At 64.6% G+C, this 25,044-nt stretch carries 23 protein-coding genes; 11 read left to right on the top strand and 12 right to left on the bottom strand.

The window, feature by feature from the left end; genetic code table 11:
- Window positions 1–5: 5 nt before the first annotated feature.
- From RTCK_RS02290 to RTCK_RS02270, 5 genes are all read right to left on the bottom strand, one after another.
- On the bottom strand, window positions 6–425 hold the full coding sequence (locus tag RTCK_RS02290; RefSeq protein WP_142591254.1) for a GNAT family N-acetyltransferase: 420 nt from the start codon (window positions 423–425) through the stop codon (window positions 6–8).
- Window positions 426–504: 79 nt separating this feature from the next.
- Window positions 505–2,571 carry a hypothetical protein gene (locus RTCK_RS02285; protein WP_142591252.1) on the bottom strand — a complete coding sequence of 689 codons (2,067 nt, stop codon included), beginning with the start codon at window positions 2,569–2,571 and terminating at the stop codon, window positions 505–507.
- A gap of 13 nt (window positions 2,572–2,584) precedes the next feature.
- Window positions 2,585–5,395 carry a DUF4159 domain-containing protein gene (locus tag RTCK_RS02280; protein ID WP_142591250.1) on the bottom strand — a complete coding sequence of 937 codons (2,811 nt, stop codon included), beginning with the start codon at window positions 5,393–5,395 and terminating at the stop codon, window positions 2,585–2,587.
- A complete protein-coding gene (locus RTCK_RS02275; RefSeq protein ID WP_142591248.1) occupies window positions 5,392–6,312 on the bottom strand; it encodes a DUF58 domain-containing protein in 921 nt (306 codons plus the stop codon). The genes RTCK_RS02280 and RTCK_RS02275 overlap by 4 nt, the downstream gene beginning before the upstream one ends.
- Window positions 6,313–6,338: 26 nt before the next feature.
- Window positions 6,339–7,352: an AAA family ATPase gene (locus tag RTCK_RS02270; protein WP_142591246.1), complete on the bottom strand. Its 1,014-nt coding sequence runs from the start codon at window positions 7,350–7,352 to the stop codon at window positions 6,339–6,341.
- Between the two features lie 166 nt (window positions 7,353–7,518).
- On the opposite strand from RTCK_RS02270, the gene RTCK_RS02265 reads away from it, so the two are divergent.
- Genes RTCK_RS02265 through RTCK_RS02255 form a run of 3 tightly spaced genes read left to right on the top strand, consistent with a single transcriptional unit; the run spans window position 7,519 to window position 10,032 of the window.
- Window positions 7,519–8,145, top strand: a complete 627-nt coding sequence (locus RTCK_RS02265; RefSeq protein ID WP_142520076.1) for a DUF1285 domain-containing protein — start codon at window positions 7,519–7,521, stop codon at window positions 8,143–8,145.
- Window positions 8,138–8,773, top strand: coding sequence for a CoA pyrophosphatase (locus RTCK_RS02260; protein WP_142520077.1), 636 nt, complete (start codon window positions 8,138–8,140; stop codon window positions 8,771–8,773). Before RTCK_RS02265 ends, RTCK_RS02260 begins: the two co-directional genes overlap by 8 nt.
- Window positions 8,770–10,032 (top strand): CCA tRNA nucleotidyltransferase, encoded by a 1,263-nt coding sequence (locus RTCK_RS02255; RefSeq protein WP_142520078.1) that lies wholly within the window; start codon window positions 8,770–8,772, stop codon window positions 10,030–10,032. The genes RTCK_RS02260 and RTCK_RS02255 overlap by 4 nt, the downstream gene beginning before the upstream one ends.
- A gap of 12 nt (window positions 10,033–10,044) precedes the next feature.
- Here RTCK_RS02255 and RTCK_RS02250 read toward each other — a convergent pair whose 3' ends face one another.
- The 3 genes from RTCK_RS02250 to hemF form a co-directional block, all read right to left on the bottom strand.
- Entirely contained in the window at window positions 10,045–10,230 is a 186-nt protein-coding gene (locus RTCK_RS02250; RefSeq protein ID WP_142591244.1) for a DUF1059 domain-containing protein, read from the bottom strand.
- A gap of 89 nt (window positions 10,231–10,319) precedes the next feature.
- Complete coding sequence (locus RTCK_RS02245) at window positions 10,320–10,520, bottom strand: hypothetical protein (RefSeq protein ID WP_142591242.1); 201 nt, start codon at window positions 10,518–10,520, stop codon at window positions 10,320–10,322.
- 244 nt (window positions 10,521–10,764) lie between these two features.
- Window positions 10,765–11,679 carry an oxygen-dependent coproporphyrinogen oxidase gene (gene hemF / locus RTCK_RS02240; protein ID WP_142591240.1) on the bottom strand — a complete coding sequence of 305 codons (915 nt, stop codon included), beginning with the start codon at window positions 11,677–11,679 and terminating at the stop codon, window positions 10,765–10,767.
- Window positions 11,680–11,824: 145 nt separating this feature from the next.
- Here hemF and RTCK_RS02235 point away from each other — a divergent pair, with 145 nt between their 5' ends.
- On the top strand, window positions 11,825–12,079 hold the full coding sequence (locus tag RTCK_RS02235) for a hypothetical protein (RefSeq protein ID WP_142520082.1): 255 nt from the start codon (window positions 11,825–11,827) through the stop codon (window positions 12,077–12,079).
- On the opposite strand, the gene soxR is transcribed toward RTCK_RS02235, so the two are convergent.
- Window positions 12,080–12,562, bottom strand: a complete 483-nt coding sequence (soxR, locus tag RTCK_RS02230) for a redox-sensitive transcriptional activator SoxR (protein WP_142520083.1) — start codon at window positions 12,560–12,562, stop codon at window positions 12,080–12,082.
- An 85-nt stretch (window positions 12,563–12,647) separates the two neighbouring features.
- Here soxR and RTCK_RS02225 point away from each other — a divergent pair, with 85 nt between their 5' ends.
- Together RTCK_RS02225 and RTCK_RS02220 are read left to right on the top strand one after the other, a co-directional pair.
- Complete coding sequence (locus tag RTCK_RS02225) at window positions 12,648–13,217, top strand: NADPH-dependent FMN reductase (RefSeq protein WP_142591238.1); 570 nt, start codon at window positions 12,648–12,650, stop codon at window positions 13,215–13,217.
- The gene (locus RTCK_RS02220) at window positions 13,217–14,452 is read left to right on the top strand and encodes an MFS transporter (protein WP_142520085.1); all 1,236 of its coding nucleotides are present in this window, start codon (window positions 13,217–13,219) and stop codon (window positions 14,450–14,452) included. The genes RTCK_RS02225 and RTCK_RS02220 overlap by 1 nt, the downstream gene beginning before the upstream one ends.
- Window positions 14,453–14,469: 17 nt before the next feature.
- Here RTCK_RS02220 and RTCK_RS02215 read toward each other — a convergent pair whose 3' ends face one another.
- Together RTCK_RS02215 and RTCK_RS02210 are read right to left on the bottom strand one after the other, a co-directional pair.
- Entirely contained in the window at window positions 14,470–16,122 is a 1,653-nt protein-coding gene (locus tag RTCK_RS02215; RefSeq protein ID WP_142591236.1) for a Na/Pi cotransporter family protein, read from the bottom strand.
- A gap of 119 nt (window positions 16,123–16,241) precedes the next feature.
- Window positions 16,242–16,703, bottom strand: coding sequence for a tRNA (cytidine(34)-2'-O)-methyltransferase (locus RTCK_RS02210; protein ID WP_142591233.1), 462 nt, complete (start codon window positions 16,701–16,703; stop codon window positions 16,242–16,244).
- Window positions 16,704–17,065: 362 nt separating this feature from the next.
- On the opposite strand from RTCK_RS02210, the gene RTCK_RS02205 reads away from it, so the two are divergent.
- Together RTCK_RS02205 and RTCK_RS02200 are read left to right on the top strand one after the other, a co-directional pair.
- Window positions 17,066–18,919, top strand: coding sequence for an ABC transporter ATP-binding protein (locus RTCK_RS02205; RefSeq protein ID WP_142591231.1), 1,854 nt, complete (start codon window positions 17,066–17,068; stop codon window positions 18,917–18,919).
- A gap of 136 nt (window positions 18,920–19,055) precedes the next feature.
- A complete protein-coding gene (locus RTCK_RS02200; protein ID WP_235988482.1) occupies window positions 19,056–20,918 on the top strand; it encodes an ABC transporter ATP-binding protein in 1,863 nt (620 codons plus the stop codon).
- A gap of 6 nt (window positions 20,919–20,924) precedes the next feature.
- Here the strand turns inward: RTCK_RS02200 and RTCK_RS02195 are convergent, their stop codons facing one another.
- On the bottom strand, window positions 20,925–21,860 hold the full coding sequence (locus RTCK_RS02195; RefSeq protein WP_142520090.1) for an endonuclease/exonuclease/phosphatase family protein: 936 nt from the start codon (window positions 21,858–21,860) through the stop codon (window positions 20,925–20,927).
- Window positions 21,861–22,209: 349 nt separating this feature from the next.
- On the opposite strand from RTCK_RS02195, the gene petA reads away from it, so the two are divergent.
- The 3 genes from petA to RTCK_RS02180 are packed head-to-tail and all read left to right on the top strand — an operon-like array spanning window position 22,210 to window position 24,998.
- The gene (gene petA / locus RTCK_RS02190; protein ID WP_142520091.1) at window positions 22,210–22,788 is read left to right on the top strand and encodes a ubiquinol-cytochrome c reductase iron-sulfur subunit; all 579 of its coding nucleotides are present in this window, start codon (window positions 22,210–22,212) and stop codon (window positions 22,786–22,788) included.
- 10 nt (window positions 22,789–22,798) lie between these two features.
- Window positions 22,799–24,094 (top strand): cytochrome b, encoded by a 1,296-nt coding sequence (locus RTCK_RS02185; protein WP_142520092.1) that lies wholly within the window; start codon window positions 22,799–22,801, stop codon window positions 24,092–24,094.
- A gap of 25 nt (window positions 24,095–24,119) precedes the next feature.
- Window positions 24,120–24,998, top strand: a complete 879-nt coding sequence (locus RTCK_RS02180; RefSeq protein WP_142591227.1) for a cytochrome c1 — start codon at window positions 24,120–24,122, stop codon at window positions 24,996–24,998.
- The last annotated feature ends 46 nt before the right edge of the window (window positions 24,999–25,044 follow it).

Below are 25,044 nucleotides of genomic sequence, written 5' to 3'. Positions count from 1 at the left end.
CCGGATCAGAGCCGCTTCTTCAGCCAGGTGACGGAATGGCCTCCGGTGAGGCCTTCCAGCGTGCCGATGATCTCGTATCCCTGCTTGAGGTAGAAGGGCATCGCCTGCGGGTTCATCGTGTCGAGATAGGCGCCGACGCAGCCGCGGCGCCGGGCTTCCTCTTCCGCCATCGACAGCAGCCTCTTTGCGAGGCCCTGGCCGCGAAGGTGCTCCGGAACGAACAGCATCTGCACGTAGAGCCAGCCGCGGCCGGTACGCCCGAGAAGTCCGCCTTCCGGCTCGCCGGCATCGTCACGCAGGAGGATGGCGAGATCCTTTCGGTCCGTTGGCCCGAAATTCTCGATGTTGTAGGCCTGCAGGCGGTCGAGTATCGCCTGCTCCTCCTCCGGAGTGAAATGGTCGGTGATCGTCAGTTCGGGAAGCATGCAGCACGCCGGTCGTGGTGGAACGGCGTGCCGGATATCAGCAGCGGCAAGGGGAGGGAAGCCGGAAAAAGGGTTATCCCTAACGGCCTTCGCGCCACCACATGGCGGCGACCGCGAAGAGCAGGATCGACAGCCCGCCGAAGCCCGCAAAGAGCGGGATCGTGTTGATACCCCGCAGCACGGTCTCGTCTGTGAGGCGGATCACCATCCGGTTGCGGTCCTGCACCCGGACCTCGCCGCGTACCGGCAGGATATCGGGCAGAGCGATGCCGTCACCGTCGGCCACCCGCGTCGCCAGGCCCTTCGACTTCCCGGCATAGGGCGCCAGTGTCTCCTCGGTCGAGATCATCGCCTTGAATTCGGGGGCATCGACGGTGCCGACATGCACCAGCGTCGAGAACTCGCCGTTCTTCACCTCGAAGAGCCCGGTTTCCTCCATCCGGCGCTCGAAGCGGAAAAGACCCGGCCCGCTTTCGGTGAGCGGTACCGTCTCGCTCCGTCCGGAGGGATAGGTGATTGTCGCCGGGCCGGGGTCTGCCCCGATGGTCTGGCGCGTCGCTTCCAGGGTGCGTCCCACGGCCCGCGCGGTCAGCGCTTCCTCCTCCAGTTCCGGCTCCTTCATCAGCCAGTGGGCGATGCGGCGATAAAGGGAAACATGCGGGCCGCCGCCCTCGAAACCGCGTGCCCAGAGCCAGCCGTGGTCGGACAGCAGCATGGCGACCCGGCCCTCGGCTTCGCGGTTGAGGACGAGCAGGGGGCGACCCTGGTCGCCGAGCATAACGGTTTCGCCCTGCGGCTGCGCCACATCAATGGAACGGAACCAGCGACCCCAGGAGGGCGGTTCCTGGCCCGCTCCGTCGAGCCCGCGGGTGACGGGGTGCTTGCGGCCCTCGTCGGACAGGCGGGGGTAGAAGCCGGCATTGTGGATCTCTCCGGTCGGCTCGGCCGGCAGAACCTGCGAGAGCGGTGTGGCAGCGATCGAACTGTCGCCCGCGTGCTCGGGGCCCGCAGCGATGAGAAGCGCCCCGCCGTTCTGCACGTACTGGGCGATGTAGTCGTAATACAGGATCGGCAGGACGTTGCGGTGGGTGTAGCGGTCGAAGATGATGAGGTCGAAGTCCTCGATCTTCTCCACGAAGAGTTCACGCGTTGGGAAAGCGATCAGCGATAACTCGTTGATCGGCGTACCATCCTGCTTCTCCGGAGGACGCAGGATCGTGAAGTGCACGAGGTCCACGGAGGCGTCCGACTTCAGGAGGTTGCGCCAGGCGCGCTCGCCAGCATGCGGTTCCCCCGAGACCAGCAGCACGCGCAGGTTCTGCCGGATGCCGTCGATGACGTGGACGGCGCGGTTGTTGACGGCCGTGACTTCTCCGGGCACCTCCGCGACGGAGAACTCCATGACGTTGCCGCCGCCCCGCGGCACGGTGAAGGAAAAGGGCAGTTCCGCCCCCGGCGCTGCCTGCAGCGTCGCGATCTTCTCGCCGTTCATACGGACGGTGATGTCGGCAGTGCCGCCGTCGCTCCGCCCGTCGTCGAAGACCCGGAGCGTCATTTCCTGTTCTTCGCCGACAATGCCGAAGCGCGGGGCCCGCACCACCTGAACACGCCGGTCGAATTCGTCCGGCCGGCCGGTGACGAGACCGTGCATGGGGGCGCCGACGGCAAGCTCCTGGTTGACGGGAGGCAGGTCGTGGATCTGTCCGTCCGTCAGGAAGACAGCGCCACCGACGCGCCCCGGAGGAACGTCGGAAATGGCCGAGGAGAGCGCGCCGAACAGTCGCGTCGCGGGAGCATCGGTGTCGGGATCATCCTCGACTTCCACGATGCGCGTCTCGATCCGCGGGAAACGCGAGAAGCGTTCCTCCAGTTCGGCAAGGGCCTGGTCGGTCTGTTCGCTCCGCCCTGCCATCGCCTGGCTCTGGGAGCGGTCCACGACGATGGGAACGATGGTCGAAAGCTGCTCGCGATCCTCCTGCATCAGCAGAGGGTTGGAGAGAGCGAGCAGGAGAGCCGCGAGGGCCACTGTCCGCAATGTCGCGCCGCGGATGCGCCGCCACAGGCTGAGCGCGGAGAAGAGTAAGGCGAGGACCGCAAGTCCTGCAAGGACGGGCCAGGGAAGGAAGGGGGCGAAATCAAGCGTCATTTCCGGCCGCTCCCTACTGCCCGAGCCGTTCGAGCAGATCCGGCACATGGACCTGGTCGGACTTGTAGTTGCCGGTGAGCATATACATCATGATGTTCACGCCCGCACGATAGGCATATTCCCGCTGCATCTCGTCAGCCGGAACGGTGGGAAGCAGCGCGTTACCCTGATTGTCGACCGCCCAGGCGCCGGCAAAGTCGTTTCCGGTGATCAGAAGGGGCGTGACCCCGTCGCCGGACGACGACAATTCGCTGTTGGTCTCCGCTGCCTCCTGCCGGGCCTCCACCCAGAGCGGACTCCCCGCGTAGCGGCCGGGGAAGTCGTTCAACAGGTAGAAGGACCGGGACAGCACGTGGTCTTCCGGCGTCGGCTCCAGCGGCGGAATGTCGATATTGGCGAGGATCGCCTGGAGCCGCTCGCCATTGGCCGAGGTCGTGCCGGAACCGTCGAGGCTGGAGATCTGGTCGCGCGTGTCGAAGAGAACGGTGCCGCCGTTGCGCATATAGGCGTCGATGCGGGAGATCGCTGCCGCCGACGGCATCGGAGCGCTGGCGGAAATCGGCCAGTAGATCATCGGATAGAAGGAGAGCTCGTCGGTGGCGATGTCGAGGCCGACAGGGGCGCCCGGCGCCAGCGTCGTGCGGTAGGTGAGGAATTCGCTGAGCCCCGCCAGGCCCTGTTCCGAAAGCCTGTCGACCTCCGCATCCCCGGTGACGACATAGGCGAGATGCGTCGTGTCCAGCCGCTGCATGAGCAGTTCGTCGCCGGGCTTCGCATCCTGTGCCCCTGCCGGGTCCGGATGGAATGCGAGGAGCAATGCCAAGGCGGTTATCGCGGCTGCCGCGCGTTTGACACGGGGAAGGCGCGAGAAGGCGCCGTTCATGAAGAGCACGACCAGGCTGTCGAGCAGGATCAGCAGGAAGGCGAGGGCGAAAAGGTGCGGCCGCAGGGACGTGGCTTCTTCGCCCGCCAGCGCCTCGCGGACGACCGACTGGCCGATCAGGTCGGCCTGGAAGGCCGACAGTTCCGTTCCGGGAGCAAGGAGGTTGACGGCGGAAAAGCCGTCTTCGGTTCCATAGAGGCCGGGCGGGTGGTCGAAGCTTGCGGACGGCGTCCGCCCGGGAGTGATGGATATGGGCTTGGCGGTTCCGGTCTCGGTGGTGAGTATGCCGTCGGCACCAAGCAGGCGATAGGGCGGAAGGGCGGAGGAAGCGGCCTCGCTTCCATCGCTCGTTGTGGTGGCGCCGCCCGCGCGTGCCATCTGCACGAGACGCCTCAGCATTTCAACGAAGTTTCCGGACAGCGGCATGTTCGACCACGTGGCTTCCGCGCTGGTGTGGAAGAGAACGATGCGGCCGGCCTCCTGTTCCCTCGTGGTTACGAGCGGCGTGCCATCGGCAAGACTTGCCCATGTGCGTTCGGCGAGATCCGGTGTCGGCTGCGCCAGCACCTGCCGGTTGATCGTCACGTCCGCGGCGCGCGGCATCCCTGCAAAGGGGCCGAAATCCGGAAAATCTGCCAGCGGCTGCGGTTCGGACCAGGAGAGCGCACCACCGAGCGTACGTTCCCCCTGCCGCAGGATGACCGGCACGAGCGGGTCGTCGGAGGGTGCGGCGGCAAGGCGCGGTCCGGCGAAACGGATCAGGGTGCCGCCCCTGGAAATCCACCGCTGCAGCGGTTCGTATGCACCGGCGGGAAGGCGTCCGACATCGGCCATGATGATGGCGGACGGATTGCGTTCCAGCACTTGCGGGATGGAGACCGACAGATCCGCCGTCGTCGGCTCGATCAGGTCGGCATAGGGCTGCAGGGCCCGGCTGATATAGTAGAGCGGCTGGAGCAGCGGCTGGAAGTCGCTGCCGCTTTCGCCGGCGAGCAGAGCCACGCGGCGGCGCTTGAAGCCGTCATCGAGGAGATGTGCGGCGCCGGCGGTCGCCAGCCCGTCGATGCCGAGGCGCGCAAAATCGTTGCGCAGCTCGAACGGCGCCTCGATCTCTGCGGTGGCGGTCGCGGCCCCGGCGGCAAATTGCAGCGTGCCGGAGGCGAGCGGGCGGCCCTGGATGTCGAGGGCGCTGACGGAAACGCTGCGGACCGCCGCATCCGGCAGCCGGGTCGCCGTGACGGACATGGTTTCGGCACTGTTGGTGGCGGAGGTGAGGGCTACGGCGCTCACGCCGTCTCCTGCGATGAGCCGTATATCGGCTGGTGCAAGACCACCCAGGGTGGCAAGTGCGGCCTCGTCGCCGGCCGCCGACAACCCATCGGAAAGGATGACAAGCGTGCCCGGGGCGGTGCCGTTCAACGCTTCGCCGATTGCATTGGCGGCACGCTCCCGCTCGGGGACCAACGGCCGGGGCCGGGCGGCCGCCAGCTTTTCCCGCGCCGAGGCGGCACTTGCCGGCACGGCATCGTGGGTCGGGTCCGCGGTGAATGTGATGGACACAGGCAGGTCGGCGCCTTCCGCATCGGCAATCAGCGCTTCCGCGGTCTCGATGCGGCGGTCCCAGTCTGTCGAGGTCGCCCAGCCGTTGTCGACCACGAGGACCAGCGGACCGTCTGCGCTCAACGAGCCGGTACGCGGATCGAGGACGGGATCGGCGATCGCGAGGATCAGGGCGGCCGCCAGCAGCATGCGCAGCAGGGTCAGCCACCACGGGCTCTTGGCCGGGGTTTCCTCGCGCTTCAAAACGCTTGCCAGGATGCGCAGCGGCGGGAAGACCTCCGTCTTCGGACGCGGCGGCGTGAGCCGCAGCAGCCACCAGATCACCGGCAGCGCCAGCAGGCCGAGAAGGATCGCGGGGTTGGCGAAGGCGAAGGCGCTCATCGGCGTCCCCCCGCAACGGCGGCGGCGGGCATGCCGGATAGGTATCCGTGAACGGCGATCAGAGCCTCGGAGGCGAGGTGGTCGGTCCGGTGGAAGACGAAGCTCCAGCCGAGGCGGCGCAGTGAATCCCCGAGCGTCTCGCGCCGGAGCAGGTAGGCGCGCTGATAATCCTCCCGGATCGTTTCGGCGCGCCCGGAAACCAGCTTCTCGCCGGTTTCCGGATCGGTGAACTCCGTGCGTCCCGAATAGGGGAAGGTTTCCTCGGCCGGATCGGCGATCTCCACCACATGCCCGCGCAGGCCGCGACGGGCGAGCGGCGAGAGCCGCTCCATGATCCGGTCGGCATCGTCCAGGAAATCGCCGATCAGCACCAGGTCGCTGTGGCCGCGGATCATCGCCGTTTCCGGCAGGCCGTTCGTCGGGGGTGCGTGCATGATGGCAGCGGCAAGTCGCTCGGCCGCGTTGCGCGCGGAAACGGGCTCCATGACGCCGGGGCAGCCGATCCGCTCGCCGGAGCGCGCCAGGATTTCGGCGAGCGCCAGCATGAGCACCAGGGCGCGGCTTTCCTTCGAGACCGTCCCGAAGCTCGACTTGTACATCATCGACGGCGACAGGTCGCACCACAGCCAGACGGTATGGGCGGCCTCCCACTCACGATCGCGGATATAGGTGTGATCGTCGCGGGCGGAACGGCGCCAGTCGATGCGCGAGAGGCTTTCGCCTTCCGCATAGGGCCTGAACTGCCAGAAGTTCTCGCCGACACCGCGCTTGCGGCGGCCATGCCAGCCGGCGATCACGGTATTGGCGATCCGCTTGGCCTCGACCATGCAGTCCGGCACGAGCGCGGCGCGCGACTGCGCGCGCGACAGGACCTCGCTTCCCGACGTTTGCTGAACGATTTCGCCGATCGGTGCCACAGGCAGTCCTTCCTATGGGTGCGCCGTCAGCCCCTGGCCTGCTTGACCAGTCCGCCGATGACGTCGCGAATGGACATGCCTTCCGCACGGGCGGCGAAGGTGAGGGCCATGCGGTGCTGGAGCACCGGTTCGGCCAACGCGTAGACGTCGTCGAGCGAGGGCGCCAGCCGGCCTTCGTAGAGGGCGCGGGCGCGGGCGGTGAGCATCAGGGACTGGCCGGCGCGGGGTCCGGGACCCCAGGCGACGTTCTTGTCCGTCGCGGCATTGCCGTGGCCGGGCCGGGCGGAGCGGACGAGGGCCAGGATGGCATCCACCACCTTGTCGCTCACCGGCATCTGCCGGATCAGCGCCTGGATTTCCTGCAGCCGCGACGCCGTGATGATGCCGCGTGGTTTGGCTTCCGAGGTGCCGGTGGTTTCGAGCAGGATCTGGCGTTCGGCATCGAGCTCCGGGTAGAGCACGTCGACCTGCAGCAGGAAGCGGTCGAGCTGGGCCTCCGGCAGGGGATAGGTGCCTTCCTGCTCCAGCGGGTTCTGGGTGGCGAGCACATGGAAAGGCGCCGGCAGGTCGTAGCGGTGGCCGGCGACGGTGATGTGGTATTCCTGCATGGACTGCAGCAGGGCGGACTGGGTGCGCGGCGAGGCGCGGTTGATCTCGTCGGCCATCAGGAGCTGGGCGAAGACCGGCCCCTTCACGAAGCGGAAGGAGCGGCGGCCGGTATCGTCCTGGTCCATGACTTCCGAACCGAGGATGTCGGAGGGCATCAGGTCCGGCGTGAACTGGATACGGCTGGAATCAAGCCCGAGCACGGCACCCAGCGTGGCGACCAGCTTCGTCTTCGCAAGCCCGGGAACACCGACCAGAAGGGCGTGCCCCCCGGAAAGGAGCGCGAGCAGGGTGTTTTCCACCACCCGTTCTTGTCCGAAGATCACCTTGGCGACCTCGGCACGCACGGCGGCGATGTCGGCGAGCGCCTGTTCGGCTGCGGCGACAACGGCTTTCTCGTCCAGAACAGTGTCGGTGGAATTCATCAGACCCATGTCGCTCTCCCTGAGGCCTTACCGGGTATTCTTCCGGCCGGGACGAATCGTTGCGCTGCAACAACCAGTTCCTACCGGAGAACTTATTACCGCAGAAGCGGCTGACAAGAACGCCTCGAATGACTATCTCGTGACAGAAGTGCTAGAGCGGAACCGGGACTGAAAGATGGCAGACCACACCATTCAGACAGCGACAGACGCCGCCGGACTTGCTGCGCTGATATCGCGTGCGGCGGAGCAGAAGACGGGCGCCAAGCCCGGCCTGCCGCCCGTGGAGAGATGGGATCCGCCTTTCTGCGGCGACCTCGACATGGAAATCCGCGCCGACGGCACTTGGTTCTACATGGGTACGCCAATCGGCCGGCAGCCGCTGGTGCGCCTGTTCTCGACCGTCCTTCGGAAGGACGAGGACGGCAGGACCTATCTCGTCACGCCCGTGGAAAAGGTTGGCATCCGCGTCCAGGACGCGCCTTTTCTTGCCGTCGAGATGAATGCTTCGGAACGCGACGGCGAGCAGGTGCTGACCTTCCGGACTAATGTCGGCGATGTCGTGGAGGCGGGTGCGGAGCATCCGCTTCGCTTCGTCATCGCGGGAGAAAACCGTGAGCTGAAGCCCTATCTGCTGGTGCGCGGAAGGCTGGAAGCCCTGGTGTCACGGGCGGTGATGTACGATCTTGTCGAACTCGGTGAAACGGCGGAGGTCGGAGGGGTGGCCATGTTCGCGGTTCGATCGGCCGGCGAGCTGTTTCCCATCATGCCTGCCGCAGACCTGGACATGCTTTCGCATGAATGATGCGCTTCTATACTCTGCCGGCGAGTTCAGGAAACGCGCCGGCAACCAGAACGGCGGGCCGATAGAGCAGTCCTGGCGCAACCATGGAGACCATCTTCTCAATCCTGACCTCATGCCGGTGATTGAGGGGCTCAGACTGAAGGATGCGGCCGTCCTCGTACCGGTGGTCGACGACGATGACGGGGCGAAGGTGATCTTCACCCAGCGCACGGCGACGCTGCGCAAGCATTCCGGCCAGATCGCCTTTCCCGGTGGTGCCATCGATCCGGGCGATGCTTCGCCCGAGACTGCGGCGATCCGGGAGGCGCAGGAAGAAATCGGCCTTTCGCCGGCCTTCGTGGAGCCGGTGGGGCGGTTGCCCAACTACCTGGCGCCGACCGGCTTCAGGATCACGCCGGTGCTTTCGGTCGTGCGGCGCGGTTTCGAGCTGCAGCTCAATCCCGATGAGGTAGACGAGGTCTTCGAAGTGCCGCTCTCCTTTTTGATGGAGCCGGCAAACCACCGGCGCGGAAGCCGTGTGTGGGACGGGCGCGAACGGCATTTTTACGAACTGCCTTATCATGAACGGTATATCTGGGGCATTACCGCAAGCATTGTCCGTACGCTCTACGAAAGGCTCTATGCATGACTTCGATCGCCGGTCAGGCTTGGTTCCGGGATCCGGCATTGCGGCGGATACTGGAGGTCTTAAACGCTGGCGGCGGCGAGGCGCGCGTCGTCGGCGGCGCCGTACGCAATGCCCTGATGGGGATGGCGGTGGGTGACATCGACATCGCCACGACGCTGGTGCCGGAGGCCGTTGTCGAGCGTGCCAAGGCCGCGGGAATCAAGACAGTGCCGACCGGAATCGAGCATGGCACGGTGACTCTGGTGCTGGACGGCCAGGGCTTCGAGGTGACGACGCTGCGCCGCGACTTGGAAACGGACGGCAGACGGGCGCAGGTGGCCTACGGAACCGACTGGAAGACGGACGCCGAACGGCGCGACCTGACGATCAACGCGCTCTATGCGGACGAGAAGGGCGATGTCATCGATCTCGTCGGCGGACTGGCCGACATCGAGAAGCGCACGGTTCGGTTCATCGGCGACGCGGCGACGCGGATCGCCGAGGATTACCTGCGGGTGCTGCGGTTCTTCCGCTTCTTCGCCTATTACGGCAGCGGACGGCCGGATGCGGAAGGCCTCAAGGCGTCGGCCAGGGCGAAGGACAAGCTGAAGACGCTGTCGGCGGAGCGTATCTGGAGCGAAACGAAGAAGCTGCTGGCTGCTCCCGATCCGTCCCGCGCCCTTCTATGGATGCGCCAAACCGGGGTGCTCACGGAGATCCTGCCGGAGACGGAGAAATGGGGCATCGACGCGGTGCACGGGCTCGTCGCGACGGAGCAGGCGCTGAAATGGGAGCCCGATCCGCTGCTGCGGCTGGCGGCCATCGTGCCCGATGATCCTGACCGGCTGGAGGCGATGTCCAGGCGTTTGCGCATGTCGAATGCCGAAGCTGCCAGGCTGCAGGCCTGGGCTGCGGCCCCAGTCCTTCCGGACGAGGTGACCGATGTCGGGTTCGACCGCTTGCTCTATCGCCACGGCAGGGAGGGGATCGGGATGCGCCTGAGGTTGGCGCTGGCGGCCTCACGCTCGTCTGCGCCGGGCGATCCGGTCGCGATGCGCAAGACGGCAAGGCTGACGGTCCTTCTGGCGCGCTGCGACAGCTATCGAAGGCCGGTGTTTCCACTGACGGGCGCCGACGTCCTCGCTGCCGGGGTTCCGCCGGGGAAGCGCGTCGGTGAAGTGCTGGCCGTGCTGGAGGCCTTCTGGATCGAGCGAAATTTCACGCCGGACCGGACCGCCTTGGCCGGGCGGCTAGACGAGATGATACGGAACTCGCTCTGAAGCCGGCGGCAATCAGGCCGCCGCCGCTTCGTCGCGGATTCGCGCCTTGATGTTCTCGATCATGTTTTCGCGGATGATCTCTTCACCGTGGGCCGTACGAAGATGCTCGACCGCGCGACGGACAATTTCCGCGCCCTCTGCGGCGCGGGTGTGCCAGGAGCATCCGGGAACCAGGGTTCCGCATTCGAACAGTCTCATTGCGTCCTCCTTTCAATGCCGGCGAAGGCATCCGGGAGATACCTTCGCGTTCGGGATAACAAGAGAAAAAGGGAGGCGTTCCCGCCGGCTTACTCGCGCAGTGCCCAGGCGTGGAACACCGAGGCCGATTGAAGCGGAATATGCCGCCGGCCGAGCACATGATCCCGTGCTGCCGCGCCCGTCAGACCGGTGCGGCCGGCAAGCTGCCGCCTGACCTGTTCAAGATAGTATTCCCGCGGCAGGCAGGGATCTCCCCGCGAGCGGAGTTCCTCGGCGAGGTGCTCGATCATTTCGGGCGTATCCGGGAGACGAGCCCGTTCCGATCCTCTTTCGGCGGCGCTCCTTTGCGGCACTGGCATGCTATTCGACGCAATCATCGCGTTCCTCCTCCGGTGCAACCAGAAGAAGGCTAGCATCAATAGCCGTCGTTGAATATGTCAAATGTTAGAAATGCGACATATTGCGTGTGCGGTCGTGGCAGCGGCCGCGCAGGGTCTGATCCTGCCGTCTTTCGACTGGTCTCTCCGGCATTTTCTATGGCCAGCGGACCACCGGCGGTAGGGAGGAGAGGATGGATTCCACGTTGCCGCCCGTCTTCAGCCCGAAGATCGTCCCGCGGTCGTAGAGCAGGTTGAACTCGACGTAACGACCGCGGCGGACAAGCTGCTCGTCGCGATCCTCTTCCGTCCAGGGCGTGTTGAGGTTGGCGCGCACGATCCGCGGATAGACGAGGTTGAAGGCGCGGCCCACATCCTGGACGAAGGCGAAATCGGCGTGCCAGCCTCCCTTTTCCTCGTCGGAATGCAGCCAGTCGAAGAAGATGCCGCCGATGCCGCGCGCCTCGTTGCGGTGCTTCAGGTAGAAATACTCGTCGCACCACTGCTTGTAGCGGTCGTAGTCGGCGACGGCCTCGTGGCGCTTGCAGGTAACTTCCATGACGCGGTGGAAGATCATGCTGTCAGGATCTTCCTGCGTTCGGCGCCGGTCGAGCACCGGGGTGAGGTCTGCGCCGCCTCCGAACCACTGGCTGGAGGTGACGACCATGCGGGTGTTCATGTGAACCGCGGGCACGTTCGGATTGACGGGGTGGGCGATCAGCGAGATGCCGGAGGCCCAGAAGCGCGGATCCTCGTCTGCACCGGGCATCTGGCTGCGGAAATCGGGTGAGAACTCGCCGTGCACCGTCGACGTGTGCACGCCGACCTTCTCGAAGACGCGTCCTTCCATCATCGACATGCGGCCGCCGCCGCCCTTGCCTTCCTCGCGCAGCCAATCCTTTGCCACGAAACGTCCGGGAGGCTGATCGGACAGAGGACCTTCAAGCTCGTCCTCCAGCGCTTCGAAGGAGGCGCAGATGGTGTCGCGGATGCTCTCGAACCAGGCTTTCGCTGCCGCCTTCTTCTCCTCGATGTCTGCCGGCAGACCCTTCGGCAAAACTGGCCGCTCCATACGATTTACCCTCGTTCGACGATTCTCTGTTCAGAACTCCTTTAGCAGCAACGGCTTTCGACGGCCAATCCCACCCGCTCTGCGGCAATTCCGACTCGCATTAGACGAGCCAGCGCATTATCTTCAGCCCAGAGAGGTAGATTGCGTGACGAAGTTTACCGCGCCGCCACTGGACGGCCTGAAGCGCAGGATCGATCGGCACCGCCGTGAAAAGGCCGGGCGTCCGTCGATGTTCGTGCGGGAAACCTTCCGCCTGTCGCGCGAGGAGGCCCGCGAGAAGGCGCGGGAATGGTTCGAAGAATATCCCAAGGCCGCCTACTGGACGGAGGTCGAGAGCTGGCGGCAGCTCGACGGCGACCAGATCGAGTTCACCATGCGGCGGCTGCCGAGCGCCGACTGATCAGTCCGAAACCTGCTTTCCCGCCTCTTCCTCCAGGAATACCGGCCCGGGACCCTTTTCACCCACCACGTCGTAGGGATTGCGCAGCGGACAGTCCGTCATGGAGAGGCAGCCGCAGCCGATGCAGCCGGTGAGGTGGTCGCGTAGCGCCGTCAGGCTGGAAATCCGTTCATCCAGTTTCTGCTTCCAGGTCTCCGACAGCCTGCGCCAGTCCTCGGCGGTGACCGGGCGATCATGCGGCAGAACGGAAAGGGCCTCTCGGATCTCGGCCAATGGGATGCCGGTCTTCTGAGCGACCTTGATGACGGCGACCCGACGCAACACGGAGCGCCGGTAGCGGCGCTGGTTGCCCCTGTTCCGGTAGCTCTCGATTAGCCCTTTCGTCTCGTAGAAGTGCAGCGTCGAGACCGCGACGCCGCTGCGCCGGGCGATTTCTCCAACCGACAGTTCCCGCCGGATGGCTTCGTGAATCTTCTCGTTCATTTTTTCTCGGTTGTCGCTGTTGACCTCAACTATAGTTGAGGTTTTATAGCAGGTGCTCTCTTGAACGCAAACCAGGGAGCAACCCATGAAACCAAGACTGACGCTCGCCCTCATCTATGGCAGCGCGCGCGACGGCCGCTTCTGCGACACGGTCGCGGACTGGCTGCTTCAGCACCTGCCGGACATGATGCCGGCCGATATCCTCACGGTGGATCCCGCCCATCTGAATGCCGGATCTTCAATGGCACGGACAGAGGTCGAGCGACGGATCGGCCGCGACCTTGCCCGCGCGGACGGCTTCCTCGTCGTGACGCCCGAATACAATCATGGCTACCCCGCGGCGCTGAAGGACCTGATCGATTGCTACCAGAAGCCCTGGTCGGCAAAGCCGGTGGCCTTCGTGAGCTATGGCGGCGTGTCGGGCGGCTTGCGAGCGGTCGAGCAGTTGCGACAGGTATTCGCCGAGGTTGGTGCTGCGACAATCCGCGAGACGGTCAGCTTCGCCAATGCCTGGGAACGGTTTGACGCGGAGGGAAATCCCCGTGAGCCGGAGGACGTGCTGCGACGTCTTCGCACGCTCGTCGTGCAACTGGGCTGGTGGATGACGACACTGAAACACGGCCGGGACAAGGTCGTCCTCAGGGAGGTGGCGTGATGGCCTTCCGTTCACTTCCGTCTGCCGGGCCTGTCCTGGCCCCGGAAACCCACCGCGCCCGCAATGCGACAATGCTGGCCGTCAGTTCGCTGACAATCATGTCGGGCGCAGCGATCGCCGCGTCGCTGCCGAGCATAGAGGCCAATTTCCAGGGCACGCCGAATGTCGACCTGCTGAGCCGGTTCGTCCTGACGCTGTCGGCGATCTTCATCGCCGGGTTCTCGCCGGTCGCCGGCTTCCTGATCGACCGGTTCGGGCGCAAGCCCCTGCTCATCCTCGCGCTGGCGACCTTCGCACTCGCCGGATCGTCGGGTTTGTTTGCCGAGACGCTGCCTGGCCTGTTGATCGGGCGTGCGGTGCTGGGCATTGCCGTCGGCGGCATCATGACCTCGGCGACGGCGCTCGTCGGGGATTATTTTGCCGGCGCTGCTCGTGACCGTTACATGGGCCTGCAGCAGGCGTTCGTGGGCCTTGGCGGGACCCTGTTCCTGACGGGCGGCGGATTGCTCGCCGAAATCCACTGGCGCATGCCGTTCCTGGTGTATGCGCTCGCCTTCCTGCTCCTTCCGGCCGCGCTGTTCTTCATCACCGAACCGCAACGGTCGACGGCGGCACAGAGGATGCTGGAGGCGCGGCCGCTCGACCGGCGAACGACGATCCTCCTCGGATTGCTGCTGGTCGGCGCGATCTTCAACATGGTCGTCTTCTACATGATCCCGACGCAGTTGCCTTTCTTCCTGAAGTCGATGGGACATCCATCACCGAGCCTGGCCGGCGGAGCGATCGGTCTCGGGCAGGGAGTGGGCGTAATCAGCGCGCTGCTGTTCGCAAGGGTACGGCAGCGATTGGGTGTGATGGGTGTGTTTGCACTGGCATTCGGGTCGATCGGGTCGGCCTTCGCGCTGCTGTCGTTCGCGGACAGCTACCCAGGGGTGCTGATGGCGCTGGCCATCTCGGGCATCGGCATGGGAACCGTAATGCCGAACTTCGCCGGAGTGGTGATGCTGCTTGCGCCGCCGCAGATGCGTGGCCGGTTATCCGGCCTGCTGGTCTCCAGCATCTTCCTGGGCCAGTTCCTGTCGCCGCTCATTTCGCAACCGGTGATCGGGGCCGCGGGATTTTCCGCAGCATGGGGTCTGGCCGGGCTCGCGGCACTCGCCGTTGCATGCGGTTCGCTGGCCGTGCGGCTTGGGATGCCGGTCCTTGCTCAGGTCAGGCGGGGAGGCGCGTCATGACGACGAGGCTTGCGACTTCAGGCGCCGGGCTCGGCCTGGCGCAGGCGGCTCTCCCGCAGCAGACCGCTATCGTCCAGGATCGGGTGAGCGACGGAGACGATATGGGCGTTGATGCGCTTCAGGTCGCGGAGGATGTCGAGATGCAGGGAACTCGTCTGCAGGCTCTCCACGCGCCCGTCCCGGAGCCTTTCCAGATGTCGTTCTGCCGACAGCTTCTCGGCCTTGCGGACGTCGACCTTCATCTCCATCAGCCTGAGTGCGAGGTCGAAGTCGCCGGTGACGAAGATGGTCTGGGCGATGCGCAGGTTTTCGATGGTGAGGTCAAAGAGGTTCTTCAACTCCTGGTAGCCGTCCTCTGAGAACTTGAGGCTGCTCGATATCTTCTTGCGGACCTGCTCGCCCAAACCCTTCTCGATGATATCGCCCGTGTGCTCCAGGTTGATGGCATAGTCCATCACGGCAAGCGACCGGCGCAGGTTCTCTCCCTCGAGCCCCTCGCGGCCAAGCTTGGAGAGGTAGATCTTGACCTCCTGCTGCAGGCTGTCGACCCGCTTCTCCAGTGCTTCGATCTCTGCGAGCGGCGCGAGGTCGTTGTTCTTGAAGGCGTTCTCGACACGGATGAGCATGCGCTCGATGAGGTCGCCGACGCGCAGAACCTCGCGCGTTGCGTTGGCGAGTGCCACGACAGGGGTGGAAAGCGCCTGGGCGTCGAGGAACTTAGGGCCGGTGTCCGGATCTTCGGCGGCGGGAATGAGACGCTTCATCAAATTGGAGAGAAGGCCCGAGAAGGGCCAGGCGAGGAGCGCCAGGACGATGTTGAAGGCCAGATGGGCGTCGACCGGCAGCTTTGCCGGATTGAGCGGCAGCGTTTCCAGCAGTTCGGCTGCAAAGACGACCAGCGGCAGGGCGATCAGACAGCCGATGGCCCGGACCACAAGATTGCCGGTGGTGATGCGGCGGGCGGAGGCGGGGCCCGAGAATGTTGCAAGCACCGGCGGAATTGCGCCGCCGAGATTGGCGCCGAGGATCAGGACGATAACGAGTTCGGTGGACAGTGCACCGGTGGAGGAGAGCGACAGGACGAGGACGACGACGGCGAGACTGGAGGAGGACACCACGGCCAGCACGGCGGTCAGCGCCAGCGCAACAGGCCAGGCGCCGTCCAGCAGGCGCACGAAGGCGGCGAGCGCCGGGGATTCCCGCATGGGTTCCGTCGCCATGGACAGGAGATGGAGCGACAGGAGCATGAGGCCGATGCCGATCAGGGCCGTACCGCCGCCCTTGCGGGCACTGGATCCGCCGCGGTGGATGACGACGCCGGCGAGGATCAGAAGCGGCGAGAGCCACTCGATGCCGGTCGCGACGATCCATGCGGTGACGGCGGTGCCGACATTGGCGCCGAGCAGGACGATCTGCGCCATGCGCGGGCGGATCAGGTCGCGTTCGACGAAGGAGGCGACGGTCAGCGCCGTCGCCGTCGAACTCTGCAGCGCAATAGTCGCGAGGAAGCCGGAGACGAAGGAGCGGAGGCCGCTTTGGGTGCCGGTCGCGAGCCCGCTGCGAAGTCGGGAGCCGAAAGCGCGGGTGACGCCGTCCTTCACCTGGGCGAGGCCGAAGAGCAGCAGGGCCACCGCGCCGAAGAGATTGATGATGACGATCGTCGATTCCATGCCGAATTCCGAAGCGGTCCGTTCAGGACAACGTAGTTCTGTTGCCGGCTAAAGAAAATATGCCGGAAGATTGGTTAAGGAAGATGTCGCATGCGACTGTCTTCCGTGCAGTTCCGGCCTCAGGACCAGATCGTCTGGCGCAATGCCTCTCCGGCAATCATGGCCGCGGACATGGCGACGTTGATCGACCTCTGCCCTTCCACCATGGGAATGAGAAGGCGGGCATCGGCCGCCTCATGGACATGATCCGGAACGCCGGCGCTCTCACGACCGAAGAGAAGCACGTCGCTGGGACGGAACTCGAACCTAACATAGGGCAAGGCGGCCTTTGTGGAAGCCAGGATCAGCCTGCGACCGGAGGATTGCTGCCACTCCTGGAACGCCTGCCAGTTGACGTGGCGGGTCAAGGAGGCGCTCGCCAGATAATCCATGCCGGCTCGCCTGAGGTTGCGATCGGAGATGTCGAAGCCGGTGGGTTCGATGATGTGGACCTTCAGCCCGAGGCAGGCGGCAAGGCGCAGGATGGTTCCGGTATTGCCCGGAATATCAGGCTGATAGAGTGCGATGTGAAGATCCAACATGATCTGCCCTTAGGCGATCCGGCGGCGGTAGTCAAAGCCGGCAGGGCGGCTGGAGGGGCTGGCAACGGACAGGCGGCGGCAGGGCGGTCTCCTCAGCCTGCGGTGATTGACCCTTCCAAATTGCGACGAACATGGCTAGATAACCCTTTCAAGCCAGCATCAGGAGGCCCCCATGGATCTTGCCGTGAGTACCCGCCTTCTGTCAGGGGCCGCCCGCTTGCGAGCCTAGGCGCGGTCTTCCTCCTGTCTCCTTCTGCTTTGTTTGCGGCCGCCTGCCGCCTCATATCTAGGTTTCTCTTGCCTTCCGGACTGCCACGCCGATTTCGTGGGCCTGTCCCGGGCAGTCATTATGGAGAATGACGATGTTTTCGTGGTTCGAGCGTCGCGTCGATCCTTATCCCCAGGACCAGCCGGGCCTTCCGCCGAAGGGGCTCTTCGCCTTCTGCTGGCACTATACGAAACCGACGGCCCCCTGGCTCCTGCTGCTCGGGATCTGCTCGATGGTGATCGCCATCGCCGAGGTGTTCCTCTACCAGTTCCTCGGCAATATCATCGACTGGCTGTCGGATGCCGACCGCGCGACTTTCCTTGAGCAGGAGGGCGGCAGGCTGTTCTGGATGGCGGCGGTGCTGCTCGTCGTGCTGCCGCTTGCCGGTGCGCTCCATACGATGACGATGCACCAGGTGCTGGCCGGCAATTTCCCGATGATCGCCCGTTGGCAGATGCACCGCTTCCTGCTGCGGCATTCGATGACCTTCTTCGCCAACGAGTTCGCGGGCCGCGTTTCCACCAAGGTGATGCAGACCTCGCTCGCCATCCGCGAGGCGGTGCTGAAGATCATCGACGTCTTTGTCTACGCGATCAGCTTCTTCGTCTCGATGCTGGCGCTGGTGATCGTCGTCGACTGGCGGCTCGTCGTGCCGCTGGTGCTGTGGTTCGTGTTCTACAGCCTGATCCTCTGGCACTTCATCCCGAAGCTCCGAAAGCTTTCGAGCGAGCAGGCAGACGCGCGTTCGATGATGACGGGCCGGATCGTCGACAGCTATACCAATATCGGTACCGTCAAGCTGTTCTCGTACGCGGGACGGGAGGAGACCTATGCGCGCGAGGGCATGGACGAGTTCCTGGGAACGGTCCACCGGCAGATGCGGCAGATCTCGCTTCTCAACATCTGCGTCGATCTCAACAATGCGGTGACGATCTTCGCGGTGGCAGCGGCCAGCATCGGCTTCTGGCTGACGGGCGAGGTCTCGGTCGGCTCGGTCGCGGTGGCGATCGGCCTTGCAATGCGCATTAACGGCATGTCGCAGTGGATCATGTGGGAGATTTCGGCGCTCTTCGAGGCGATCGGCACCGTCTATGACGGCATGTCGATGATGACGAAGCCGCATGAGGTAACGGACAAGAAGGGCGCGCCGCAGTTGCAGGCGAAGAAGGGCCATATCCGGTACGAGAACGTCCGTTTCCACTACGGCAAGAAGAAGGGCGTGATTGAGGACCTGACGCTCGATATCGCCGCCGGCGAGAAGGTCGGGCTGGTCGGACGTTCGGGTGCCGGCAAGACGACGCTGATGAACCTGCTGCTGCGCTTCTATGATCTGGAGGCGGGCCGGATCACGATCGACGGCCAGGATATCGCGCAGGTCTCGCAGGAGAGCCTCCGCTCGCTGATCGGCGTGGTGACGCAGGACACGTCGCTGCTGCACCGGTCCATCCGCGACAACATCGGTTACGGCAAACCGGAAGCGAGCGATACCGACCTCATCGAGGCGGCCAAGCGAGCTAATGCCTGGGAATTCATCCAGGGCCTCTCCGACATGCAGGGCCGGACTGGGCTCGACGCGCATGTCGGCGAGCGCGGCGTGAAGCTCTCCGGCGGACAGCGGCAACGGATCGCGATCGCCCGCGTCTTTCTCAAGGATGCGCCGATCCTGGTTCTCGACGAGGCGACATCTGCCCTGGACTCCGAGGTCGAAGCCGCGATCCAGGAGAACCTCTTCGCTCTCATGGAGGGCAAGACGGTGATCGCCATTGCCCACCGGCTGTCGACGCTGACCGAGATGGACCGGCTGATCGTGCTCGACAAGGGCCGGATCGTGGAGATGGGCACGCACCAGGAACTGGCTGCATCCGGCGGAATCTATGCCGACCTCTGGAGCCGCCAGTCCGGCGGCTTCCTCGGCAGCCACGAAATCGAGGAGGCGGCGGCGGAATGATCCGCCGCCATGCCTGTTCCCGGCCGCCGCGACGTCGTCCAAGCATTTGCTGCTCCGGCAGACCTTGCCAAGATGCAAGCCGTTTTGGAGCTTGCCTCGGCTTTGCCGGGAGAGGGAAAGCACCTATATCCCGTCGATGATCAAGTCCGTCCTCCGCTATTTCGAAAACTGGATCCGCCCCTTCGAACGGTGCGACGACCTCAATCCACCCCCCGGTCTCTCGGCCTTCATCTGGTTTTATGTGCGGCAGGCGAAGGCGCCGTTCCTGGCGATGCTGGTGCTCGGCGGGGCAGCCGCCGGCGTGGAGGCGGCGATGTTCTGGTTCGTCGGCCGCGTCGTCGACATCCTCGCCACCATCGACCGGGCCGCGGGATGGTCAGGCCTGATGGAGGCGCATGGCGGGGAACTGCTGCTGATGGCGCTGGTGATCGGTGTCGGACGTTTCGTGATCGCCTCTCTCACGGCGCTCGTCGACCAGCAGATCATCACGCCGGGCTTCTACAACCTGGTGCGCTGGCAATCCTATGTCCATGTCTCGCGCCAGTCGCTCTCCTTCTTCCAGAACGATTTCTCCGGCCGGATCGTCACCAAGGTCTGGTCGGCGGGGCAGGCGGCCGGCGATGTGCTGACGACGCTGATGGAAAGCCTGTGGTTCGTGCTGATCTATTCGGTATCGACGCTGGTGCTGGTCGCGCAGCTCGACCTTCGCCTTGCCGTTGTCGTCCTGATCTGGCTGATCGTCTTTGCATTCCTGGCAAGATATTTCGTTCCGCGCATCCGGGAGCACTCGAAGCTTTCGGCGGAGGCCGGCTCCATGATCAGCGGACGCATGGTGGACTCCTATTCCAATATCCAGACGCTTCGCCTCTTCGGCAGCGACGAAGCCAACGACCGCTACATGCGTTCCGGTTTCGAGAGCTTCCAGGCGACGATCCTCCGCTTCACCCGCCTGTTGACCGGTGTGCGCGCCTCCATGGCGCTGCTGTCGAGCACGATGATCGTGATGATGGGAGCGCTCAGCATCCACCTCTGGCTCGGCGGTCTCATCAGTTCCGGGGCCGTTGCCTTCACCATGGCCTTGATGCTGCGCCTCAATTTCCTGCTCGGCCGGCTGATGACCCAGCTCAACGGGCTGATGCGCAATCTGGGCACAGTCCAGAACTCGGCGGAGCTCATTTCCCAGCCGATCGGACTCGTCGACAAGCCGGACGCGGAGACGCTGACCGTGCGTGCGCCGGAGATCAGGTTCGAGAACGTCAGCTTTCACTACGGCAAGGGCAGGAGCGTGCTCGAGGATCTGTGCCTCACCATTCGTCCGGGCGAGAAGATCGGCATCGTGGGACGCTCCGGAGCCGGAAAGTCGACGCTGGTCAATCTCCTGCTGCGCTTCTACGAACTGGAGCAGGGCCGCATCCTGATCGACGGACAGGATATCGCCGGTGTGACGCAGGAATCGCTCAGGGCGCAGATCGGCATGGTCACGCAGGATACGTCGCTCCTGCACCGGTCGATCCGCGACAATATCCTGTTCGGGCGCCCGGACGCGAGCGAGGACCAGTTGCGGCAGGCGGCGCGGCGCGCGGAAGCGGAAGGTTTCATCGCCGAACTGGAAGACCAGCGTGGCCGGAAGGGCTTCGATGCCCATGTGGGGGAGCGGGGCGTAAAGCTCTCCGGCGGCCAGAGGCAGCGGATCGCGATTGCAAGGGTGATGCTGAAGAACGCTCCCATCCTGGTGCTGGACGAGGCGACCTCGGCGCTCGACTCGGAGGTGGAGGCGGCGATCCAATCCAATCTGGAGCGGCTGATGCAGGGCAAGACGGTGCTCGCCATCGCCCACCGGCTGTCGACGATCGCCGCGCTGGACAGGCTGATCGTTATGGACCAGGGGCGTATCGTGGAGCAGGGCACGCATGCGCAACTGGTGGCGGCCAACGGCATCTACGCAGACCTCTGGGCGCGCCAGTCCGGCGGGTTTCTGGCCGCGGATGCCGCGCAATAACCTCCTTCAGCGATCGCCGAGGACGATCTCGGCTACCAGGCCATGGTGATTGGAGCCGAACGAGGACGAAAGGCGTTCCAGCGACCTTATCCGCAGGGGTTGCCGCACATAGACATGGTCGATTGGCACGCCCAGCCGGCCGGCCCATTGCGGCCATGTGGCGGGCTCCCACAGGGCCGTCCGCAGGCCGGTCCAATGGAGGAACATGCGGATGTTGGGCGCGAGGCTGGAGGCGTTGAAATCGCCCGATACCAGCAGCGGGCCTTCCAGGCGCTCCAGTACCTGCGCCGCGCGAACCAGTTCATGGGTCTGGAAGCTGTCGAAATAAGGCTTGGTCGTGTGGATCGCCGCAAGATGGATCGTCGTGCCCTGCCAGGAAAGGGCGGAGACGATCATGCGCTCTTCGAATACGGTGCTCAGCGAATGGATGGAGCGGGCTTCCAGCGGCGTCTTCGAGAGGACCATCAGATCGCAGTGCTTCGTCATCTCGCCGCAGCCGATACGATAGGGGTAGACCGCCGATAGTGCCGGGAGCTCTGGCTTCAGCGGCGCCGCCTCCATGATGTTCACGACATCGGCCCCCGATCCGAGGATCGCGTCCCGGATCGCCGGCGCGTTCTCGAGATTGTCCATCAGGATGTTGAAGGACATCAGCCTGAGGACGGGAGAACCTGCGCCTCTCCAGTCGTCCTGCGCCAGATCCTGCGTCATCCAGATCGCGTGCCCCGCCATTCCCAGGGATGACGCCAGAAGCACGGCGGGCAGCCTCGTGCGGTGAAGCAGAAGCGCCAGGACAAGGGCGAGCGCGCAAAGGAGGGAGAGATGCAGTTGCAGGCTGTGCAGGGTGGTAAAGAGCCAGAACCCGCTGACATAGCGGGCGCCGATCCCCAGGAGCACAAGCGACACGATGACGCATAATGCCACCGACAGTAGGTGTCTCATCCAGCCCGATCCCCAGGGTCGCCTCCGCGCGTCGGGCTGTACCATGCGGGTTGCTGCGTCGCAATGCAAAGGCAGTGCAGCGGTTAACCGGCAAATCACGGCCGCGGCGGGTACGGAGAGCGGCTCAATGAGCCTCGGCCAATGGGGGCGCCACGGTGTCTGAGAGTGTTCGGAAAGGCCGCGACAAACTGGCTCCTATCGGCTTGCCAAGGCTGGACATATTTCACGATCAAGCATAGAACGCGCCGGATTGCCGGGGGAATCTGTGTTCCAATTAAGGCCAGTTCCACTTCTCCGGCTGAGGGGCAAATGCGGTTTTCGCGAATTGCGTGAGAAGGATGTTTGAGCCGTGAGCGAGCACGAGACACACAGCGAAACACTGGGCGAGCCCACTCGCCGTGATTTCCTTTACCTGACCACCGGCATGGCCGGCGCGGTCGGAGCGGCGGCAGTGGCCTGGCCTTTCATCGACCAGATGCGGCCGGACGCCTCGACTCTGGCGCTGGCCTCGATCGAGGTCGACGTATCGGGCGTCGAGCCGGGCATGTCGCTGACGGTCAAGTGGCGCGGCAAGCCGGTCTTCATCCGCAACCGGACCGAGCAGGAAATCGAAGCGGCCAATGCCGTGGCGCTCGACGAGCTCAAGGACCCGATCGCCCGCAACGACAACATCGACGCGAGCGCGGAGGCGACCGATCTCGCCCGCTCCGCCGGTGAAGGCAAGGAGAACTGGATCGTCATGATCGGCTCCTGCACGCATCTCGGCTGCGTGCCGCTCGGCCAGGCCGGCGATTTCGGCGGATGGTTCTGTCCCTGCCACGGTTCGCACTATGATACGGCCGGCCGCATCCGGAAGGGTCCGGCACCGACCAATCTGCCGGTGCCGACTTTCACGTTTACGTCCGACACAGTGATCCAGATCGGGTGAGGGGTTCTAGATAATGAGCGGTCATTCCACATACCAGCCGGCCTCCGGCATCGAGAAATGGATCGACTCGCGGCTCCCGCTGCCGCGCATGATCCACGACAGCTTCGTCTCCTATCCCGTTCCCCGCAATCTGAACTATGCCTATACCTTCGGCGCCATGCTGTCGGTGATGCTGATCGTGCAGATCCTGACGGGCGTGGTTCTCGCCATGCACTACGCGGCCGAGACGACCGTCGCCTTCAACTCCGTCGAGAAGATCATGCGCGACGTCAACCACGGTTGGCTGCTGCGCTACATGCACGCCAACGGCGCGTCGTTCTTCTTCATCGCCGTCTACCTGCATATCGCCCGCGGTCTCTACTACGGCTCCTACAAGGCGCCGCGTGAGATCCTGTGGATCCTCGGCGTGGTCATCTACCTGCTGATGATGGCAACGGGCTTCATGGGCTACGTCCTGCCCTGGGGGCAGATGTCCTTCTGGGGTGCGACCGTCATCACCGGCTTCTTCTCCGCCTTCCCGCTGGTCGGCGAGTGGATCCAGCAGTTCCTGCTCGGCGGCTTCGCCGTCGATCAGCCGACGCTGAACCGCTTCTTCTCGCTGCACTACCTGCTGCCGTTTATGATCGCCGGCGTCGTCGTGCTGCACATCTGGGCGCTGCACGTCACGGGTCAGACGAACCCGACCGGCGTCGAGGTGAAGACGAAGACGGACACCGTCGCCTTCACGCCCTATGCGACGCTGAAGGATGCGCTCGGCGTGTCGGTCTTCCTGATCGTCTACGCCTGGTTCATCTTCTACATGCCGAACTACCTCGGGCACCCGGACAACTACATCCCGGCCGACGCCCTGAAGACCCCGGCTCACATCGTTCCGGAGTGGTACTACCTGCCGTTCTACGCGATGCTGCGCGCCATCACCTTCAACATCGGCCCGATCGACTCCAAGCTCGGCGGCGTGCTGGTGATGTTCGGCTCGATCATCGTGCTGTTCTTCCTGCCCTGGCTCGACACGTCCAAGGTCCGCTCGGCCGTCTACCGTCCCTGGTACAAGCTGTTCTTCTGGATCTTCGTGGCCAACGCGATCATGCTGGGCTGGCTCGGTGCAATGCCGGCGGAAGGCATCTACGTCATCCTGTCGCAGCTCGGCACGCTCTACTACTTCGGCTTCTTCCTCGTCATCATGCCGCTTCTCGGCCTGTTCGAAACGCCCCGGCGCATTCCGAACTCGATCACCGAGGCCGTGCTGGCGAAGAAGAACAAGTCCGACATGGAAAAGCTGCCGCCCGCCGAAGCGAGCGTCCGATAGCCGAGACCGAGAGGGAATAAGAACTATGAGAAAGCTTGTTACAAGCCTCCTTTCGCTGGCCTTCGTGGCGGGTCTCGGCTTCACTGCCGCCCTGGCGCAGGACGATCACGCGGCTGAGGGCGACGCCCATGCAGAAGGGGCGACGCCGCACTATCCGATCAACAAGCCGCGGGAAGTGGACTGGAGCTTCGCCGGACCGTTCGGTCACTATGACAAGGGACAGTTGCAGCGCGGCCTGAAGGTCTACACGGAAGTCTGCGCCGCCTGCCATTCGATGTCGCTGGTCTCCTTCCGCACCCTTGAGGACCTTGGCTATTCCGAGGAGCAGGTGAAGGCCTTTGCCGCCAACTACCAGGTGACGGACGGCCCGAACGACGATGGCGACATGTTCGAGCGGACCGCGGTTCCGTCGGATTACTTCCCGTCGCCGTTCCCGAACGCCCAGGCGGCGGCCGCCTCCAACAACGGCGCGGCTCCGCCGGACTTCTCGCTGATCGCCAAGGCGCGCGGCGTGACCCGCGGCTTTCCGCAGTTTGTGTTCGACATGTTCACGCAGTACCAGGAAGGCGGCCCTGACTATATTTATTCGCTGCTGACGGGCTACCAGGAGCCGCCGGAAGGTGTCGAGGTGCCGGAAGGAACCTACTACAACCCGTACTTCATCGCCTCCGCCTCGCTGGCGATGGCCCCGCCGCTCTCGGACGGGCAGGTCACCTATGACGACGGTTCTCCGGAGACGCTGGACCAGTATTCCAAGGACGTTTCCGCCTTCCTGATGTGGGCCGCCGAGCCGCATCTCGAGGACCGGAAGCGGACTGGGTTCATGGTCATGGTCTTCCTGCTGATCTTCACCGGGCTCATCTACCTGACCAAGAAGTCGGTCTATGCGAGCAAGGAACACTGAGGCAGGTCCTCGATAACGAACAGGAAAAGGCGGCTTTCGGGCCGCC

The organism is Pseudorhizobium endolithicum (assembly GCF_902153245.2).
Classification (GTDB): Bacteria; Pseudomonadota; Alphaproteobacteria; order Rhizobiales; family Rhizobiaceae; genus Neorhizobium; species Neorhizobium endolithicum.
This window is presented reverse-complemented; position numbering and strand designations above follow the sequence as displayed.